At 44.7% G+C, this 19,224-nt stretch carries 18 protein-coding genes; 7 read left to right on the top strand and 11 right to left on the bottom strand.

Going from position 1 to position 19,224, the window contains the following annotated elements; all coding sequences use genetic code 11:
• Window positions 1-18 precede the first annotated feature (18 nt).
• Entirely contained in the window at window positions 19-1,470 is a 1,452-nt protein-coding gene (gene gnd / locus ACRD6K_RS03655) for a decarboxylating NADP(+)-dependent phosphogluconate dehydrogenase (RefSeq protein ID WP_430972118.1), read from the top strand.
• Window positions 1,471-1,552: 82 nt separating this feature from the next.
• Here gnd and ACRD6K_RS03660 read toward each other — a convergent pair whose 3' ends face one another.
• A complete protein-coding gene (locus ACRD6K_RS03660) occupies window positions 1,553-2,779 on the bottom strand; it encodes a serine hydrolase domain-containing protein (protein ID WP_430972119.1) in 1,227 nt (408 codons plus the stop codon).
• 270 nt (window positions 2,780-3,049) lie between these two features.
• Here ACRD6K_RS03660 and ACRD6K_RS03665 point away from each other — a divergent pair, with 270 nt between their 5' ends.
• The 3 genes from ACRD6K_RS03665 to creD are packed head-to-tail and all read left to right on the top strand — an operon-like array spanning window position 3,050 to window position 5,350.
• Window positions 3,050-3,679, top strand: coding sequence for a hypothetical protein (locus tag ACRD6K_RS03665; RefSeq protein WP_430972120.1), 630 nt, complete (start codon window positions 3,050-3,052; stop codon window positions 3,677-3,679).
• Entirely contained in the window at window positions 3,676-3,972 is a 297-nt protein-coding gene (locus tag ACRD6K_RS03670) for a winged helix-turn-helix domain-containing protein (protein ID WP_430972121.1), read from the top strand. The genes ACRD6K_RS03665 and ACRD6K_RS03670 overlap by 4 nt, the downstream gene beginning before the upstream one ends.
• 58 nt (window positions 3,973-4,030) lie before the next feature.
• A complete protein-coding gene (gene creD / locus ACRD6K_RS03675) occupies window positions 4,031-5,350 on the top strand; it encodes a cell envelope integrity protein CreD (RefSeq protein WP_430972122.1) in 1,320 nt (439 codons plus the stop codon).
• Between the two features lie 72 nt (window positions 5,351-5,422).
• On the opposite strand, the gene ACRD6K_RS03680 is transcribed toward creD, so the two are convergent.
• The 3 genes from ACRD6K_RS03680 to ACRD6K_RS03690 form a co-directional block, all read right to left on the bottom strand.
• Window positions 5,423-6,088: an outer membrane beta-barrel protein gene (locus tag ACRD6K_RS03680; RefSeq protein ID WP_430972123.1), complete on the bottom strand. Its 666-nt coding sequence runs from the start codon at window positions 6,086-6,088 to the stop codon at window positions 5,423-5,425.
• A 189-nt stretch (window positions 6,089-6,277) separates the two neighbouring features.
• The gene (locus tag ACRD6K_RS03685; RefSeq protein ID WP_430972124.1) at window positions 6,278-6,769 is read right to left on the bottom strand and encodes a YdcF family protein; all 492 of its coding nucleotides are present in this window, start codon (window positions 6,767-6,769) and stop codon (window positions 6,278-6,280) included.
• 240 nt (window positions 6,770-7,009) lie between these two features.
• A complete protein-coding gene (locus ACRD6K_RS03690) occupies window positions 7,010-7,834 on the bottom strand; it encodes a hypothetical protein (RefSeq protein WP_430972125.1) in 825 nt (274 codons plus the stop codon).
• 827 nt (window positions 7,835-8,661) lie between these two features.
• Here ACRD6K_RS03690 and ACRD6K_RS03695 point away from each other — a divergent pair.
• Complete coding sequence (locus ACRD6K_RS03695; RefSeq protein ID WP_299582855.1) at window positions 8,662-10,158, top strand: IMP dehydrogenase; 1,497 nt, start codon at window positions 8,662-8,664, stop codon at window positions 10,156-10,158.
• Window positions 10,159-10,566: 408 nt separating this feature from the next.
• Here the strand turns inward: ACRD6K_RS03695 and ACRD6K_RS03700 are convergent, their stop codons facing one another.
• Window positions 10,567-11,313, bottom strand: coding sequence for a flavin reductase (locus ACRD6K_RS03700; protein ID WP_430972126.1), 747 nt, complete (start codon window positions 11,311-11,313; stop codon window positions 10,567-10,569).
• A gap of 313 nt (window positions 11,314-11,626) precedes the next feature.
• Here ACRD6K_RS03700 and ACRD6K_RS03705 point away from each other — a divergent pair, with 313 nt between their 5' ends.
• Both ACRD6K_RS03705 and rplS read left to right on the top strand, forming a co-directional pair.
• Window positions 11,627-13,309, top strand: a complete 1,683-nt coding sequence (locus tag ACRD6K_RS03705; RefSeq protein WP_430972127.1) for a dipeptidase — start codon at window positions 11,627-11,629, stop codon at window positions 13,307-13,309.
• A 107-nt stretch (window positions 13,310-13,416) separates the two neighbouring features.
• Entirely contained in the window at window positions 13,417-13,764 is a 348-nt protein-coding gene (gene rplS / locus ACRD6K_RS03710; protein ID WP_299582861.1) for a 50S ribosomal protein L19, read from the top strand.
• An 85-nt stretch (window positions 13,765-13,849) separates the two neighbouring features.
• On the opposite strand, the gene ACRD6K_RS03715 is transcribed toward rplS, so the two are convergent.
• The 6 genes from ACRD6K_RS03715 to ACRD6K_RS03740 form a co-directional block, all read right to left on the bottom strand.
• Window positions 13,850-14,500: a D-sedoheptulose-7-phosphate isomerase gene (locus tag ACRD6K_RS03715; protein ID WP_430972128.1), complete on the bottom strand. Its 651-nt coding sequence runs from the start codon at window positions 14,498-14,500 to the stop codon at window positions 13,850-13,852.
• Window positions 14,497-15,486, bottom strand: a complete 990-nt coding sequence (locus tag ACRD6K_RS03720; RefSeq protein WP_430972129.1) for an ROK family protein — start codon at window positions 15,484-15,486, stop codon at window positions 14,497-14,499. The genes ACRD6K_RS03715 and ACRD6K_RS03720 overlap by 4 nt, the downstream gene beginning before the upstream one ends.
• A gap of 30 nt (window positions 15,487-15,516) precedes the next feature.
• Window positions 15,517-16,716, bottom strand: coding sequence for an alpha/beta hydrolase (locus ACRD6K_RS03725; protein ID WP_430972130.1), 1,200 nt, complete (start codon window positions 16,714-16,716; stop codon window positions 15,517-15,519).
• Between the two features lie 28 nt (window positions 16,717-16,744).
• Window positions 16,745-17,329 (bottom strand): DUF1349 domain-containing protein, encoded by a 585-nt coding sequence (locus ACRD6K_RS03730; RefSeq protein WP_133466251.1) that lies wholly within the window; start codon window positions 17,327-17,329, stop codon window positions 16,745-16,747.
• A 30-nt stretch (window positions 17,330-17,359) separates the two neighbouring features.
• Window positions 17,360-18,031 (bottom strand): HAD family hydrolase, encoded by a 672-nt coding sequence (locus ACRD6K_RS03735; RefSeq protein ID WP_430972131.1) that lies wholly within the window; start codon window positions 18,029-18,031, stop codon window positions 17,360-17,362.
• 292 nt (window positions 18,032-18,323) lie between these two features.
• On the bottom strand, window positions 18,324-19,175 hold the full coding sequence (locus ACRD6K_RS03740; protein WP_299582883.1) for an AraC family transcriptional regulator: 852 nt from the start codon (window positions 19,173-19,175) through the stop codon (window positions 18,324-18,326).
• Window positions 19,176-19,224: the final 49 nt, after the last annotated feature.

Below are 19,224 nucleotides of genomic sequence, written 5' to 3' on the forward strand. Positions count from 1 at the left end.
CAATAAAAGAGCAATACCATGACAAAATTAGCAGACATCGGTTTAATTGGGTTAGCCGTAATGGGCGAAAACCTGGTATTAAACATGGAAAGTAAAGGCTATACGGTAGCCGTTTATAACCGCACTGTTGAGAAAGTAGACAAATTCATCAAGGGACGTGGCGCCGGCAAAAACTTCATCGGAGCGCACTCCATCAAAGAGCTTTGTGCCTCGCTGGAAAAACCCCGTAAGGTAATGATGCTGGTTAAAGCCGGACAACCGGTTGATGACTTTATCGATCTGATTATTCCTCATTTGGAAGAAGGTGACATCATCATTGACGGTGGAAACTCACACTTCCCCGATACCATTCGCCGCACCAAATACGTTGAAAGCAAAGGATTGCTGTACATCGGAACCGGGGTTTCAGGTGGTGAAGAAGGCGCACTGAAAGGGCCCTCTATGATGCCGGGCGGATCGCCAGCTGCATGGCCTGCTGTCAAAGACATTTTCCAGTCGGTTGCTGCCAAGGTAGAAGATGGCTCTCCCTGTTGCGACTGGGTGGGTGAAGATGGTGCCGGACACTTTGTAAAAATGGTACACAACGGGATTGAGTACGGCGATATGCAAATCATTTGCGAGGCCTACCAATTGATGAAAGAAATGCTGGGCATGAGTTCCGATGAAATGCACGAAGTATTTAAAGAATGGAACAAAGGTGACCTGGATTCTTACCTGATCGAGATTACCCGCGATATTCTGGGTTATAAAGAAGACGGCGAGGCATTGGTAGAGAAAATTCTGGATACGGCCGGACAAAAAGGCACCGGGAAATGGACTGGCGTTTCAGCGCTCGACCTCGGTATTCCGTTAACCTTGATTGGAGAATCGGTGTTTGCCCGTTGTTTGTCAGCTCAAAAAGATTTACGCGTGGAAGCATCCAAAGTCATTGAAGGCCCAAAGGTGAAATTTGAAGGCGACAAAGCCCAAATGATCAACGACCTGAAGGACGCCTTGTTTGGAGCCAAAATCATTTCGTATGCGCAAGGTTACAACCTGATGATGGAAGCGGCCAAAGAATACAACTGGAACCTGAATTATGGCGGCATTGCCCTGATGTGGCGTGGCGGCTGTATCATTCGTTCGGTTTTCTTGGCCGATATCAAAAAAGCATTCGACAAAAACCCAACACTGGCCAACTTGTTGCTTGACCCTTATTTCAAAGGAAAAGTAGAAAAGGCCCAGGCCGGATGGCGTCGGGTTTGTGCAACGGCCCTGTCGTACGGAATTCCGGTTCCTGCATTAACATCGGCTCTTTGCTATTTTGACGGCTTCCGCAGCGAGCGCTTGCCTGCCAACCTGCTGCAAGCACAACGCGACTATTTTGGAGCGCACACTTACGAGCGTATCGACAAGCCACGTGGCGAATTCTTCCACACCAACTGGACTGGTCGTGGCGGCGACACCGCTTCAACCACCTACGACGTATAAGGAAATAGTTAAGTTGAAATAAACACGAAAAGCCACTTCTCATATTGGGAAGTGGCTTTTTTATTTTGAACGTATAGGCATGTTACGGCTCTGATGGGCTGGTAATCTTTTCAGCAATCTGCCACAAATCCCAGTCGCCATAGTGTTCCAAGGAGTTCCCACAATGAACGATGATTACTTCCTGTGAGGGAATCACATAAATGTTTTGCCCTAGGTTGCCCGAAGCGGCAAATTGAAAGGTGGAATCACAGTTGGCATGCCCCCACCACTGAAAGTTGTAATAGGTTCGTTTACACCCTTCACCAAACCAGTCGGGATAGCTATTCCGAGGAATATTTTTATTCTCACGGGTTGATTCCACCACCCAGTCTTCCGAAACGATTTGCCGGCCGTTCCAGTTTCCATGATGCAAATAGAGACGTCCAAATCGTGCATAATCAATAGCCCGCGCAATAAGGCGACTGGGCATGTATTCGAAGCCTGACTTCTGGCTGTCGATGGAAAAAAGAGCATCGTATTCCATTATTTTACCCCATAACTTCTCCTCCAGGTAGGCAGATACGGTTTTGTTGGTTGCCCTTTCGATGATTAAACCAAGGTAACTTGTATTGTAGTTGTTGTATTCAAATAGCTTACCCGGTTCAGATTCAACTTCTAGTTTTTCGAGTAATATCTTTCGCACATTGGGGTGGTAGTAGCCAACAGCTTCGTCGTGCCAAGGAGCATGAATATTTATTCCAGGTAGCAGGCTCGTATTGTATTTTAGCCCCGATCGCATTTCGAGCAAATGCCGGATCGTAATTTTTTCAAAGTCCGGATCCCGTTCCTTCAGCTCCGGAATATAGCGGGTCATCGGATCATTGATTCCTCCAATAAAACCATCATCAATGGCTGCTCCTATCAAAAATGAGATAAACGATTTGGCCATGGACTGAGAATGAAAATAAGACTCCCGGTAAAAATCGTTAAAGTACTTTTCGTATAAAATGGTATCTCTGCGGATAAAAATCAGGGCGGTGGTTTGCGATTTTTCAGCCCATTCATCAAAGGTTTCCATCCCTGACCGTACAACCCGGTCGTGAAACAAACCTTCGACATAATCTTCATCTATTTGCTTTTGGAACTGAAAAACATCTTCAGCCCCTTGAATGACCCGGTTGTCAAAATGTTGGTAGTCGTAAACATCAGCAACATTCATGCTTACCAGGCGGTACACATACACCGGAGAATAAGCAATGGCCAAGGTGCCAAAAAACAGCACCAGCAGCACCACAGGGCTTAGTAAAAGAAGTATAATTACCTTTTTCATTGGCTTAATTTTAGAAAGGAACCCAATTTTTCAATTCCTGGACTTGGAGTCTTCGGACGGTAAAGTCATCAGAATCACCCCAATATATGAAATTATGTCCTAAGACTAATCGTAATTTGCACTTAACTTGCAATCACACAGTCAACAAGCTACGCTTCGGGTACAAGGCTTGTTTTCTCCTTGGTCAATCTGAAATTTTTTGGGAACAAACTATTGCAGAAAACTAAAAAAGCTTTTACTTTGCATTTCAAAGTACTTTCAAATCAGACTATGAAAACGACCGATCACTACCTGGATGAGATCAAAGAGATCAAGAAAATGATGGAACAGTCAACCCGATTCCTATCGCTAAGCGGATTGTCGGGCGTTCTCATTGGCGTGTATGCCCTAATTGGCTCCTTCATGGCCTATAAAATGATTTACTTGCCCGGTCCTCTGGAATACCGAAAAGTTTATGCCAATCAAATAACAACGGAATTGTTTCTACTGGCAGCCGGCCTGCTGCTTGTTTCCTTGTCGACCGTTGTTTGGCTTACTTTCTCCAAAATAAGAAAAACGAACCAAAAATTCTGGTCTGCCGGCTCGCGGCGCTTGCTCATCAATTTAGCCATTCCGCTGATTACCGGTGGCATCCTGATTCTAATTTTCTCCTACCGGGGCGTTTACGCGGTTGTGGCTCCCTTCTACCTGGTTTTTTATGGCTTGGCTTTGGTCAATGCCGCCAAATACACCCGACAGGAAATTTTCTACATGGGGCTCGTTGAAATTGGCCTGGGCTTGCTTTCGGCTTTGTTTCCCGGCATCGGACTCATCTTTTGGGCCCTGGGCTTTGGGCTTGTTCATCTGATTTATGGAACAGTCATGCATTTTCGCTATGACAGAAAAACAGAGCAAGCGTGAAAAACATCATTCAAAATCTGGATAAAGCATTTGAAAACAAGTTGCGGCTAGGCATCATGTCCATTCTTTCGGTCAATGCATCCACTTCTTACAACAGTCTGAAAGAGACCCTGGAAGCCACTGACGGAAACCTGGCGAGTCACCTAAAACACCTCGAAAAGGTGGGCTACCTCTCGGTGACTAAAAGCTTTATCAACCGCAAGCCCAACACGGAGTATTCCATTACGGAAAGCGGAAAAGCAGCCTTCGAAAAACATTTAGCGGCCCTTGAAGCCATCATTAAAGGCTTGTAGTTTTTTTTATCCATCCACTTTGAAATACAAAGTACTTTAAACCATAAACAATTCAAACATGAAAACACAACAATTCCTGGAAGAAAAAACAAAAAGTAAAAGCTTCAGATTTAGTGTCAAACTGCTGACCATTGGCTTCATCATTTTGATTCTGCTGATTCCGAAAATGATGATTATGGGCGTGATTCATGAGCGCAAAATGACTTCGGAAACAGCACAAATGGAAGTGCACCGGTCGTGGTCCTACGAACAAACGGTCCGCGGGCCCATTCTCAGTATTCCCTACATCGAAAAGATTATGGATAAGGACGGAAAACTGGTTAAAGAAGAACATCACGAATATCACCTGCTTCCCAAAACACTGCATGTTCAGGGCGAACTTTTTCCCAAAGAATTGAACCGGAGCATTTACCACAGCATTGTTTATGAGAGCGAGCTTCAAATCAACGGTCATTTTGAGAAGCCGGATCTGGCAAGTTTTGGCATTAAGCCCGAAGATGTCAAGTGGGATCAGGTTCGGGTATCGCTGGCTGTGGGCGACCTACGCGGCATCAGTTCGGCGGTAACCCTGAAGTGGAACAACCGGACAATCCCCTTCTCCCCCGGCATGACAACCCAATTGCTGGGCAACAATGGCATTTCACTAACTCTGCCACAAAACGACATCCAAAACATGCCGGCTGACTTTGCCATCCAGCTTCAACTCAAAGGCTCCAGTGCCATTTCCTTTGCGCCACTGGGCGAAACAACCCTTGTCAACTTGGCTTCAAACTGGAACGATCCCAGCTTTCAGGGGCTGTTTTTACCAACCGAACGCAGCATCAGCGAGAAAGGGTTTACAGCCCAGTGGAAGGTGTTGAACTACAACCGTGATTTTCCGCAGCACTGGACCGACAGTGCCTACGACCTGAAGACAAGCGACTTTGGGGTCACCCTGGTTGATATGGCCGACCACTACCAGAAAAACGAGCGAAGCGCCAAATATGGCATCCTGATTATCGTTTTCGTCTTCCTGTCCTTCTTTTTAAATGAAATCATTACCAAGCAGCGCGTTCATCCCTTTCAATACATTTTGGTGGGTTTTGCCCTGCTCATTTTCTACCTGCTGCTGCTTTCCTTCTCCGAGCATGTTGGGTTTAACCGGGCCTACCTGATCTCTGCCTTGTCGGTTATTGCCATGGTGCTTGCCTATTCGCGGTCCTTCCTAAAAACCTGGCTCAGTTCCCTGACCTTAACCGGAATCTTATCCCTGGTTTTTCTCTTCATCTTCATCCTGCTGCAACTCGAATCGTTTGCGTTGCTGGTCGGAAGCATCGGCCTGTTCCTGATTTTAGGACTCACCATGTTCTTCACCCGTAAAATCAACTGGTACGAATAAGACCTTCCCGATCTCCAAATTTCTGCCTGACCGGATGACTGCGCGTTGTCCGGTCAGGCAACTGAATACATATTATTGGTCTAAGCGATACTTTATTCCAAGGGCAACTGAAAACCCATAGTGCCTCAGTTGGTAGCCGTCAAAATAGCCGGAATTTGAAAAAGTGGTGAAACTGTGCTTGTAGCTGAAGCTTGAACAAAGAATAAGGCGTTCAGACAAATCCGTTTCAACACCCAATTCGCCAATGCAACCCAAGTCAAACTGAGTGACATAATCCTTGTGATCAACGGTCTCCCACCCTGTGATCACCCCATTGCCATCAAAGGCGGGGACAGTGATTTCGGCCTTCATTACAAAGGCGGGAACAATGCCAATTTTCGGAATTAATCGTACGCTATTTCCGAATACATAGCCTAATTTCAGGGGAAAGCTCAAATAGTCGTAGTTCATTTCGGTCTTGATCTCTCCGGTATACACCCCGTTGTCATCCATGAGATAAAATTTATCCTTAATGCCTCGCTGAGCATACAAAATGTCCAAGCCAAGCCGGTATTTTTCGTTCAGCAGCCAGTCATAAGTTAGCCCGCCTATCCATCCGGTCCTGAATGTCGTATTTTCAAAACTTTCGTTCGAGCTGAAATTAGTCAGATTCAACCCTCCCTGGATTCCGATCAGGTGCTTTTGCCCTAAAGCCACTGATGAAACCAGAAAAAAGAACAGGATGATAAAGTGTCTCATTAGTATCTGATTTTAAGTTGTTCCAACGTTCCACCATGTTACCTTCCCGGGTTGGCTACAAAGTAAGGCTATTAGAGAAGCGTAGCTCGCGTACGCTGAATGGTGTGAGAACCTCTCCCTGCTAATGTATGCTAGCGGGGCAGGCTAATCGATTACCCGCTGGCTTTTATTTTCTTCCTTCTGAAAGAGCTAATAATACAAGCCTTTTTCCAGGATAGAGCTTATTGCTTTTTTCTCGTGTTGTATTAAAAGAGCATATTTCTCTTTAGTTAGATTGCTTTTTACTCCAATGAACTTCATTTTATACTCGGCTAAAATTTCATTGAAAATCAATTTTACTCTGTCTACATGGTAATCTGAAGTAATTATTGTCAGGTTGGTATTCTTAAAATCCGATAAAATTGATTTTATTTTCACAGCATCATCAACAGTATTTGAGGATAAGGCAAATTCTAAGAAATCCTCTTCTGAGACGTCCTTTCTTAGTAGGTATTTTTTTGCATAACTAGCGTGAGAATAGTTTGACGTGTTAAAATGTGTTCCCCATCCCCCTGTGCACAGTATCAATTTCCCTTTTTCATACAGTTCTTCACAATAATCTAGCCTACTTTTGGATATATCACTTAGTTCACCGGAAGGAGAATTGGGTGAGCCCAATACAATCAATATTTCTTTCATCATATCTTTAATAGTTCGCATTCAATACTAAAATTTAGGTGTCGTGCTTAAACTGGCTGGTAACGGTTTGGCTATGTGGAGTGCGAGACTTTAAAACGCTTCGCTGTCAGGCTGCCACTGAGCCAATTCGTTTTATTCATATTTTAGTTTTTATAGCCAAATCGTCAAAGACAAATTGGCGGTGTTTCAACAACGAACTACGGTTGAATTACCTGCTGCACCCCGCATTGCATATAGCTTTTGTTAGCAAACGTTATTTTTTTCTTTTAATTTATCTCTTTCTTTAATTCGGTCTAAAAATATATCTTCCTTTAAACTCGTTGATTTTAAAACGAGTAAATCTGTCAAGTCCGCAATAAAAGTTAATAGCATTGGTAAAACATCATATATGTATTCCCATTGATAATTTATTTCCTCTTGTTGACTAAATATAAAGTTCAAATTTTGTTTCTCAGTAGCTGAAACTGGATTTCTATTTGTAAAGAGATGTATTGAGTTATTTGTCACGTTAAATAGACTGTCTCCAAAATCTTTAGCAAAAATATAGTCAAAAATGTCATCAGTCGGGTATTTGTCAAACAGTTGGTTATTAGTTTTTTCAATAAGTTCTTTTTTCTTCTCAGGGCTTGTTCTTATTGGGTCAAAACCGTCTTTTTCATTGAAATTGGTAATGAAATCATCCTCATTTAAAATCCGCATGAAAATAATTAGAATTTCTAAAAATGGTTTTCTCAAGAGAGTGAAGCAAACAGTCATTCTCATTTTTAACGAACATTGCAAACTTTCTTGAAGAAAGTAGCATGTCTCCATTATTAATGAGTTTAAAAGAGCCTTTTTCACAATATGGAAAGTCACGTCCGAATAATTGTGTTTTTCTAAAATATCTAAGATGTGGATATCTTCTTTTTCTATTTCTTTCATTATGTCGGGAGGAAACTCAAAAGAATTGGATTTTAGTTCAATAAATCTTTCGTTTAATATTAAATCCTCAATTTGAGAAACGACGAATTCACAATAGTCATGTTTTAGATGATATTCTTCTGGTAAGTATTGATATGAATTATTCAAATATTTCAATTTATATGCAGTCTTTTTATAATGTTTGCTAACACATGTATCCCCAAAGTCTTGTGGATATATTCGCTTTAGTTGGATGTACTTTTGTTGGTTAATAGACTGCTTAGGAGTGGTTGATGCATGTAGGATAACATAGTCATTGGTTTTCGTTTTTCAGTTTCGCTGATCAATTTACAAAACTTTACAAAAGATATAACCACGTAAACTTATTTTATTTTCGTTCTAAACAACTGATACTGGTGCCGATTGGTAGGTGCCCTGCCTGCCAGCTTTTGCTTTTTGAAAGCAAGATACAGGACACAGGCCGGCACTTGCCCGGAATCAGTGACTTTCAGCACTTAACAGAACCACAAGACGCTGTAACTACCTGATATTTGCGTCCCTGCAGCCGTGCGGCAAGCCAGAAAATCTGTTGGCTCGCTTGCCGCAGTACTGCAGCAAGGGAAAAACTTTTGTGGCTCGCTTCCTGCAGCGCTGCAACAGGCAAGAAATTTTCGTCACTCGCTTGCCGCAGCCGTGCAACAAGCGAAAAATTTTGGTGGCTGGGTTGCCGCACGCTTGCGGCCAGGCCCTTACTCCATTGGCTTGGCTCCTGCAAGCGTGCAGCGGCAAAGTCGCGATTTGGAAACCCTCCCCTCCCGTTGACCGGCAATCCGGCAGGCTCTGAGTGCCCGGCGGGTAGATTCCGGTAAAATGGTTTTTCAGGTACCGCCTTTGCCCGCTATCTCCCGAAAAATCCATATTTTTACCAACCAAACTCACGCATTCAAAAATTAATTGTAGTTTTGCGCAATTTTTCATTTAAAAGCTGACAGATTATGGCCAAGTACTCAAACGAAGTTTCCAGAACCTTTAGTGAATATCTGCTGATTCCCGGACTGACCGACAAAAACTGTTTACCTGATAATGTTTCTTTAAGAGCTCCTTTGGTGAGTTTTAAGAAAGGTGAAAAGCCAAGCATGGAGTTAAACATTCCATTTGTTTCGGCCATTATGCAGTCGGTATCCGATGACAACATGGCCATTGCCCTGGCTCGAAATGGCGGACTTTCTTTTATTTTCGGTTCACAGCCCATTGACACGCAAGCTGAAATGGTGCGCAAAGTGAAGAAATTTAAAGCCGGTTTTGTGGTAAGCGACTCCAACCTGACACCGGAGCATACCTTAGCCGATGTCATTGAATTAATTGAAAACACAGGACACTCAACGCTGGGCGTTACAGAAGACGGCTCACCCAACGGCAAACTGCTGGGCATTGTTACCGGGCGTGATTTCCGCGTGACCAGAGATCCGCTGGACAAGAAGGTCAAAGAATTTATGACCCCTTTTGACAAGCTGATTACCGGCCAGCTGGGCATGACACTGAACGATGCCAACGATGTGATCTGGGATCACAAACTGAACAGCCTGCCCATTATTGATCAAAATCAGAACCTGCAGTACTTTGTGTTCCGTAAGGACTACGAAAGCCACAAAGAACACCCCAATGAGCTTTCGGACTCGAATAAAAAACTGATGGTAGGAGCCGGAATCAACAGCCGCGACTATAAAGAGCGTGTTCCTGCGCTGGTTGCTGCCGGTGTTGACGTGCTTTGCGTCGACTCTTCGGACGGTTTCTCGGCCTGGCAGCGCGAAACCATCGAGTACGTGAAAAAAGAATACAACGGCCAAGTGCGAATCGGCGCCGGAAACGTAGTCGATAAAGATGGCTTTTTATACCTGGCCGAAGCCGGAGCCGACTTCATTAAAGTGGGTATTGGCGGCGGATCGATTTGTATTACCCGCGAACAAAAAGGAATTGGACGTGGTCAGGCAACTTCCATCATTGAAGTGGCTGCAGCCCGCGACGAATATTTTGAGAAAACAGGTGTTTACATCCCGATTTGCTCGGATGGTGGTATTGTACAGGACTACCACATGGTACTGGCACTGGCTATGGGAGCCGACTTTTTGATGATGGGCCGCTATTTTGCCCGTTTTGACGAGAGCCCAACCCGCAAGCTGATGGTTAACAACCGCTATGTGAAAGAATACTGGGGCGAAGGTTCGAACCGTGCCCGCAACTGGCAACGTTACGACATGGGTGGCAGCACCGGTCTGAAATTTGAAGAAGGTGTGGACAGCTATGTTCCTTATGCCGGAAAATTGAAAGACAACCTGGACATTACCCTGGGTAAAATGAAGTCGACCATGTGCAGCTGTGGATCAACATCCATTCAGCAACTGAAAGAAGAAGCCCGGATTACCCTGGTTTCGGCAACCAGTATTGTTGAAGGTGGCGCACACGACGTTATTCTGAAAGATACCAACATGTAATTGCAACAAGCAACGATCATATAAAAATGCCGGGCTGATTTTTCAGTCCGGCATTTTATTTATAAGGCTTTCTGTTTATTCAGAAATCGATGACACATTGCGCCAAATATTGACAATTACTTTGCAGTAAAGTCTTATCAGACGGATTTTACTCTTTGTCTTGAAACAAAGAGTAAACAGAAAATTCAAGGCTGATTTTTATCTTCATCCTCCATCTTTCTAAAAGCTAAGTTCAACGAGTGATTTCCTCCTTCGTCGGAACTTCTCGTTTACACTAAGCTTTCAGTTTGATTCCGGCTTTGATAAAAATAGGCCGATCAACTTCACAAAAAAATCAAGCTAAATTAATAGTCTTTCTTTTAGGCAACTGTTATTCCTTATAATGATTCTTGTGCCTCCGGCATGTTTTTAGACTTCTTTGAAATAGTCTTTGGTGGCGTTGCAAATCGGACACCGGTAGTCGTCGGGTAATTCCTCAAAGGGGGTTCCGGGCGGAATTCCGCGGGTAGGATCTCCCTGCTCCGGGTTATAATGGTAACCACAAATCACACACACATGGGCTGAAGCCTCCTCGGCAGGGGCACTTTCCTCAGGCGCGTCAGGCTCCGGTGTTTTCGCTTTCGCTTCGGCTTCCTCCTGCTGCAGCGTTTCCTGCTCAATGTAGGTCGGCGAGTTTTTGGGTGAGAACATTTTGTATTTCTCGCGGTACACCTGATAGGTTAAAGGCTCCTCATCCAATACCACTGCACTGCCCACCACCTCGCCAATGATCAGCCAGTGCGATCCCACATCAAGGGTTTGCCGCACCTCGCAATCCAGCCAGGCCACACACTCATCCAAAACGATTGGCATGCCGGTTTTGGCCGTTTGTGTTTGCACATCCTGAAATTTATCCAGATCACGTCCCGACATAAACCCAAAGTTTCCAATCAGTTTAACATCGAGGTTTTGCTTCAAAACAGACACGGAAAAAGCACCGGCCTGGCGAATAACATCGGTGGTCTGATTCTTTTTGTGGCACGAAATAGCCACCTGTTCCGGCGAATTGGTTACCTGAAAGGCTGTGTTGGCAATGTAGCCTGATTTTTTGCCATCCAGCTCGGAAGCCACCAGGTACATGCCGTAGGACATCTTATGAAAAGCTTTGTATTTCATCTTCTTATCGGTTTAACGTTTATTGCTGGGTTAATGGATCGGCCTTCAGCATAAGGCTTTAATTACATAAAAATGAAGATATTTTTGCAGAATTCCACAGAAAACCCGATTCAAATTCGCCTTTTATCACTTCCGGCAGACTTCCTTAAGCCCGCAAAAACACCCCAGTCGCCCAACGGCTGCGGTGGGCAGTCTCAAACAAATCGTTAAAAATCGGGCGATTTGAGATTCCTCATTTTTTAATGAGGCTTTTTTTCACTTTTTTAGCTGATTCGAATTCAAACCCTAAAAGGAAAATTTAAATTGATACCAAATGATAAAAAAAAGTAGTTTAATTGCTTTCCTCATTGTTGCAGGCTCGGCACACAGCTGGGCATGCACCAACTTTCTGATTACCAAAGGGGCATCAACGGACGGGTCTACCATGGTAACCTATGCCGCTGATTCGCACAACCTGTATGGTGAATTGTACTTTCAACCAGCCACTGATTACCCCGAAGGGGCCACCCGCGAGATTTACGAGTGGGACACAGGCAAGTTCCTGGGAGTTATTCCTCAGGTTCCGCACACCTACAGTGTGGTGGGAAACATGAATGAATTTCAGGTAGCCATTGCCGAAACAACCTTTGGAGGCCGCAAAGAACTGTCGAGCCAGGATGGTGCCATTATGGATTACGGCAGCTTGATTTATGTAGCTCTGCAGCGCTCAAAAAGTGCCCGCGAGGCCATTCAGGTAATGACTGACCTGGTGGAAGAACATGGTTATTATAGCTCCGGCGAGTCGTTTTCAATTGCCGACAAAGAGGAAGTGTGGATTCTGGAAATGATTGGTAAAGGGAAGAATGAAAAAGGAGCTGTTTGGGTAGCACTTCGCGTACCTGACGGATACATCAGCGGACACGCCAACCAGGCCCGCATCACGACCTTCCCTTTGAATGATCCTCAAAACTGCCTGTACTCGAAAGATGTCATTTCTTTTGCCCGCGAAAAAGGCTGGTTCGACGGTAAAAACAAAGACTTTAGCTTTTCGGATGTGTATGCACCCGTTGACTTCGGCGCAGCCCGCTTTTGCGAAGCCCGTGTGTGGGCCGGATTCAACAAGGTAGCCGAAGGCATGGAGCAATATACCAACTATGCCAAAGGACTGGTGGAGTACGATACTTTAACCAACTATGCCACCAACCGGATGCCCTTGTGGATTAAACCCGACCAGAAATTATCGGTAAAAGATGTCATGGAAATGATGCGTGACCACTACGAAGGCACTCCGCTGGATATGACACAGGACATTGGTGCCGGACCCTATAAACTGCCCTACCGCTGGCGTGGTTTGACCTGGGAAGTAGACTCGGTGGAGTACTGCAACGAACGGGCCATTTCAACCCAGCAAACGGCTTTCTCGTTTGTTTCGCAAAGCCGCTCGTGGTTGCCCGATGCCATCGGAGGAATCCTGTGGTTTGGCGTTGACGATACGTACAGCACCTGCTACGCGCCCATGTACTCCAGCATTACTGAAATTCCGGAGACGTTTGCAGTAGGTAACGGCGACATGCTCAACTATTCTGAAACATCGGCTTTCTGGGTGTTCAATACCGTAACCAACTTTGCTTACCTGCGCTACGATGCCATGATTGAGCACATCCGTGCAAAGCAAGCCGAAATTGAAGGCAAGTTTATCGCTTACACGCCTGCCATTGACCAGGCGGCCAAACTGCTTTACGATACACAAGGAGAAACGAAGGCGCGCGAGTTCCTGACACAATACGCTGTCAACGAAGCCAACAACATGACCGCTGAATGGAAAGAGTTATCCCACTATCTTATTGTGAAATACATGGATGGAAACGTGAAGAAAGAGAAAGATGGTGAATTCCTGCGCAATGAGCATGGAGATCCAGCCTCTCCTGAATTCCCGGGATACCCGGAATGGTGGTACAAAGCGATTATCGAAAGTACCGGCGATCACTTGAAAGTAATTGATGGCCCAACCCATTAAAAAAGGCCTGAATTGTTTTGTAAGCCAATAAATATTGTTAATTTTGCGCCAAATTATGCAATCTCTTACACTCAAGATGTGTAACATTGCTTTAAACTTTAGAAACGATGGATTTAATTAAAGTAGCCGAACAAGCTTTTGAGGTTGAGAACAACCTGCCACAATTTGGCGCAGGAGATACCATCACTGTAAACTACAAAATTAAAGAGGGAAGTAAAGAGCGTATTCAGGCTTTCCGCGGTGTAGTTATTCAGGTGAAAGGTAGTGGAACAAACAAAACATTTACTGTTCGTAAAATGTCAGGAAACATTGGTGTTGAGCGTATCTTCCCAATGACTTCACCTTTCATTGAGAGCATTGAAATTAACAAAAAAGGTAGCGTACGTCGTGCACGTATTTTTTACCAACGCGAGCGTACTGGTAAGAAAGCGAGAATCAAAGAAAGAAGATTCTAAGATCTACGTTTATAATATAAAAAAAGGCCTTCACTTGAAGGCCTTTTTTTATGCGCTAAGGTTTACGGATTCCACCAACGGGCTCCTATCCAACTTCAGCCCCAAACAGATCGCTTTCAATGAGCAGACAAAGGGTATGATAAACAGGCAAGTGATATTCCTGCACCAGGCGTGTTGAAGTGGCAGGAACGCGAATGAGTACATCGCAATATGCAGCCATTTGGCCCCCTGTTTCACCAGTCAGTCCAATTGTTTTTAACGACTTGGCACGAGCGACCAGCAAGGCATCAAGCACATTTTGGGAGTTACCGGAGCTACTGATCGCCAGCAGCACATCGTTGGCTTGTCCGTATCCCATAATTTGTTGGGCAAAGATCAGGTCTCCGGACAGGTCATTGCTAATGGCCGTCAACAAAGCCGTGTTGCTGGCTAATGAAATGGCTGACACGCCTTGCTGCAGCGTTTTAGCTAAAAATGCACCTCGCTCCTCATCCATTCTTTTTAATTTACGCTGAAAGGAAATCGGAAGTGGCCGTTTTGCCTCAAAGCTTTTGACCAATTCTCCAACCAGATGATTGGTATCCGAAGCACTTCCACCATTCCCACACAACAACAGCTTGTTGCCTTTTCGAAAAGAGTGAACCAACAAAGAAGCTGCCTCGGAAATAGCAGGCCCCTGCGATTCCAACTCCGGATAACGGTTTATCAGCGCTTTTAAGGCAAGATGATCATTCATTCGGCTGACATTTGCTGGTTGGAGTAAATGGCCACACATAAGGCGGCAAAATCACCAATAGCTTCACCCAAGGCGGCAGGCTTCACCTGGCAAACACGCCAAGCTCCGGGGATGGCCTCTTCCTGTAAAATTCGATCAACAAAAGGCTTGAACAACGATTCATTTCGTGCATAAATGCTTCCAATAACAATACACTCCGGGTTCAGAATATCAACCAACACAGCCAATCCTCTCCCCAGGAATTCTCCTGAAATCCGGATAACTTCCAGCGCCAAAGCATCGCCGTCCGCCGCAGCCAGGGCCACTGTTTTAGCACTTAGACTTTCCCATTCTTCTTCATTCCGACAAAAGGCAACATCGTTTCCTTGCTCCCAGCTGTCGCGCACCATCTTTTGAGCCAGCTGGGCAATTCCTCCGCCACTGCAAAAACCTTCAAACGATCCAGCCTTTCCAAATCCGACAGGGCCTTGATCAGCCAAGCGAATATGCCCCACTTCACCTCCCAAGTCATTGGTTCCGGCGTAAAGCTGCCCATTCAAAATTAAGCCTGCACCCATGCCCGTCCCAAAAGTCAGAAACACCATGTTGCGTGTCTCCTGCCCCGCTCCCATCATCCACTCAGCCAGTGCGCCAGCATTCGCGTCATTTTGCAAGGAAGTCGGAATACCATATTGCCTGCGAAACCAATCGATAATGGGAACCTCATCCCATCCCGGCAAATTGGGCGGCGATTGAATCACCCCTTGAACAGAGTCTAAAGGGCCACCACAACTGATTCCAATGCTCTCAAATTGTTCTTTCGGGAATATCAAGAACAGTTCCGTAATATGACGATGAAACTCCTGTAGTACTTCCTCATAACCTCGCTCCTGGGTTCGCGTTGGAAACTGCACCTTCTTCAGCACTTCAAATTTGGCATTGCCAACCACCACCGCACATTTGGTTCCTCCAATATCAATTCCCAGGTAATACGTTGAATTTTCCATAATCCGTTTAGTTGATTAGTTTGTGATTCATTATTTCGAATCAGTGCCCCAAATTCCCAGGTAATCCATCACAGCTTGATTGCCTTTCAAAGCATTTGCTGGCAATGGATTGTCGGCTGAATAAACCCGTAATTCGTCGGTTTGAAAGACATGCACGAAACGTTCATCAAAACCATTCTTATAGGGTAGCTTGTTCAAATTCAGCTTAAGGTGGTGCGCAAAGAAGTTATAGGCAGCAGCACGTTTCGAGGGGCCATAGTCGTGTTTCTCGAGCGGCAGGTGTACATGCTCCACCCGATGAGGAACACCATACGCCTCATAAACACGTTTGACGTAAGGAAATTCAATAGCTGGCGTATTTCGGGTCCAGTCGGCTCCATTGGAGATGAGCAACAAGGGACGAGGAGCGCACAGAGCAGCAATCTCCACATTGTTGGTCTGATGATCAGCACTTTTGTGTACCGGCATTCCACTTTCGCAGACACAACCGCCAAAGAAATGGGCTGACACCTGAACCACCGGAGCAGCCACTGTTATGCGATCGTCAATAGCGGTCAACATAAAAGTCTGCGTTCCACCACCAGAGCCTCCGGTTATCCCTACACGCTCGGCATCCACGTCCGCTCGCGATAAAAGGTAGTCCAACACTCGCTGGCTATTGTATGTTTGCAAAACCAAGGCAATCGGAATATCGTGTGTGACCTGTTTCGAATCGGCAAAACCAACCATATCGTAAGCAAACACCACCGCACCCATCCGCGCGAATGCTGTCGCCCGGGTTTGTACATCCTCTTTTAATCGTTTATCAGGTAAATGTCCATGCGGACAAAGAATAGCTGCACATTTTCCATTCAAGTCAACTGGTCGGTACAAATTACCGGTAATGTAAAAGCCAGGAAAGCTCTCCAGTACAATATTTTCAACCCAATAGCCATCCATTTTCCGTGCATGGCTTATTCGAACGTTAAACTCCGTACTTCTTGGAGGCATTTGATCCAGCTGCATGCCTTCAATAAGTCCTTGCTTAATGCGATTTGCCCGCTTTTCCCACGAAGCCTGATCATGCCACTCCTGCTGAAATACAGCCATCATTTCTGCTCCTTCATCTTCGGTCCAATGACGTCCTTGACACAACAAATTGTCCTGCGCTTTCAATTGCTGTCCAGCACCTGTTATTAATGCTAAAAGAATGATCATGCCTCTTTCTTTTAACCAGTTCGTTCGATTCATGGTATTGAAGTTTAGGTATTCGTTTGATCTATTTCAGGTTCCAGGTACATGGGCCGAGCTCAAATTCTGAAAAGGAAGCTTGAAAACTTCCGGATGTGGGGCTGCAAGCATAAACTCCAATTCGGGCTTTTGTTGTTTCCAACTTAAAATGAAACAGACGCATTTGTTTGAACAACTTTCCATCCTCCGAATTTTCAAGATAAAAATCATTGCCGCGGCGACTCAAGCGGTACCACATCTCCCGCACCGAAGCAGGAATATCGGTACTGCTCCAATCCGAATACCCCTGTTGCGTCAATACGGCTCCCAAATGAGCATGATCCCGGGAAATGAGCTCAACCGAAGCTTTCAGCCATTGCTCGCTATTTTGATACATCACGATCCCACACTGATCGTACAAAGACTCCGCATTAGGATAAGCTGTCTTTAACTGGAATGAAAAGTCGCCGGTGACCTCCGTTACGAAAAGCGAAGCACTATCGTGACGAAAGCCATAACCCGTACGTTGCCACAAATCAGTCTGCGGTTTTGTGTGCCAACAAACCTCTTGCTCCTCAATCGAAAACTCATCAGGCGGGTTGATCCAGTAAAAATTTGAGAATAGCTGTTTCATTTAGTTATGGTTAGGTAGTCAATTCACCGCTTAGGATCCTCCATCGATTACAGTCGTCACGAGTTCCTCAAGTTCAGCATAATCGTAAATAATCCGGTCAGCTAAGGAATGATCTTGTCCTTCGCTGCTGGCACCGGCATAAGCCACACAATACATACCGGCTGCCTTTGCCGCTCGAACACCATTTGTTGAATCTTCGATCACCATGCAGTCCTCTGGTGCTGTTTGCAGCAACTGTGCAGCATATAAAAATACATCAGGCGCCGGTTTACTTTTTCCAACAACACTGCTACTTACAACATGCTCGAAGAAACTCCGCAAACCCGATTTGTCCATAACAATATCAATCGTTTCCACGCTGGAGGACGAAGCTACAGCCATCGGTATTCCTTGTTTCTTGATCTGTTTTAAAAGCGATACTAAGCCGGACATCGGTTCCATGTATGGCAGTCCCGAAAAGTATAAATGGGTTTCCCGGTTTTGCATAGCCACCATTTCCTCCAACTCCAGATCAAGTTGCTTATTCTCAATTATCCTGGACCACATCACATCGGTGGCTGTTCCCATAAAACGAGCATGCTCTTCCTGCGAGATCGGGATTTGCATTTTTTCAAACATCCGTCTTTCTGACCGGATATGATGCGGTTCACTATCAACCAATACCCCATCCATATCAAAAATGATGGCTTTTGCTGAAATCATATCGATAAAAATTTAAACTGTTTTCTTTTACTTTAAAAAATAGCCAGCAAATCGGGCACAATCAAAAAAACAAAAGATTACGTTCCTAAACCTCACATTTGTTGGCTGTTTTCAATACAATATTAACTTGAGGAAGTTAAGCCGGATTAAGTAAAAAAACAAACCTGCCTTCGACATACTTTTAACAGAATGAAATAAGGTCTTAGTTCACATGAACTACCAACAACAATTGATCTGATAACTCCACATACCACTAAATACGCCAGACAATCAGGACAAGCTATCTTCTCAACTACTTAAAATCCTTTCGGTATTCAGAAGGTGTTTTTTGCATAATAACTTTGAAATAGTGGTTAAAATTTGCCAGGTTGTTGTAGCCACATTCATAACAAATCTGGGTAATGGGCTTATCCGTCTCGGCCAAAAGCTTGGCAGCAATACCAATCCGCACACTTTTCACATACTCCATAAAAGTTTGATTGGTTTTCTTTTTAAAATAACGGCAAAACGAACTGGGCTCCATGAAAACCAGTTTCGAAGCCTCTTTCAGGTTTATCCCTTCCTGAATGTTCTGAAAAACATATTCGTAGATCTTATTAATCTGGTCCCGGTCTTTATCATACGAACTGGGTAGTGAGGACGGCAAAGCCAGAAATTCGCGGTCTTCAATCTTCAGCAAAAGATTAAACACCTTCAACAGCCCGATGTAGCGCTCCAGCCCTTTCAGGTCAACCATTCGCTTTAAGGTTGCCGCTACCCGTTCTGTTTTGGGGCCTTTGAATAAAATCCCACTATCTGCCTTTTTCAGCAATTCAATGACCTCTTCCAATTCCGGGATATTGAAAAAATCCGAACTGATGATGTTCTCATAAAAGTGTGTTACAATGCACTCCGGCTCCTTCCCTTTTTCGGTTTCCAATACCTCCCAGCAATGCGAAAGATTGGGACCCAGCAAGACTAAATCACCAGGTGTATAACTCGAAATATGATTCCCGATGATCCGTCGGCCTGCCCCTTCTGTAATCAAATTCAGCTCAAAATTTTTATGGGAATGCATCTGATCCGAGTTGGGATCCATCTGAAGACGCCGGGTGATAAAGGAGTGTTTGTGGGGAACAAAGATCTTTTCATAGACAAATTCCATAATACACTTTTTTAACCGTTCCTAACAAATATAGGCAATTATTGGAAAG

Source organism: Sunxiuqinia rutila, from assembly GCF_050589705.1.
Classification (GTDB): domain Bacteria; phylum Bacteroidota; class Bacteroidia; order Bacteroidales; family Prolixibacteraceae; genus Sunxiuqinia; species Sunxiuqinia rutila.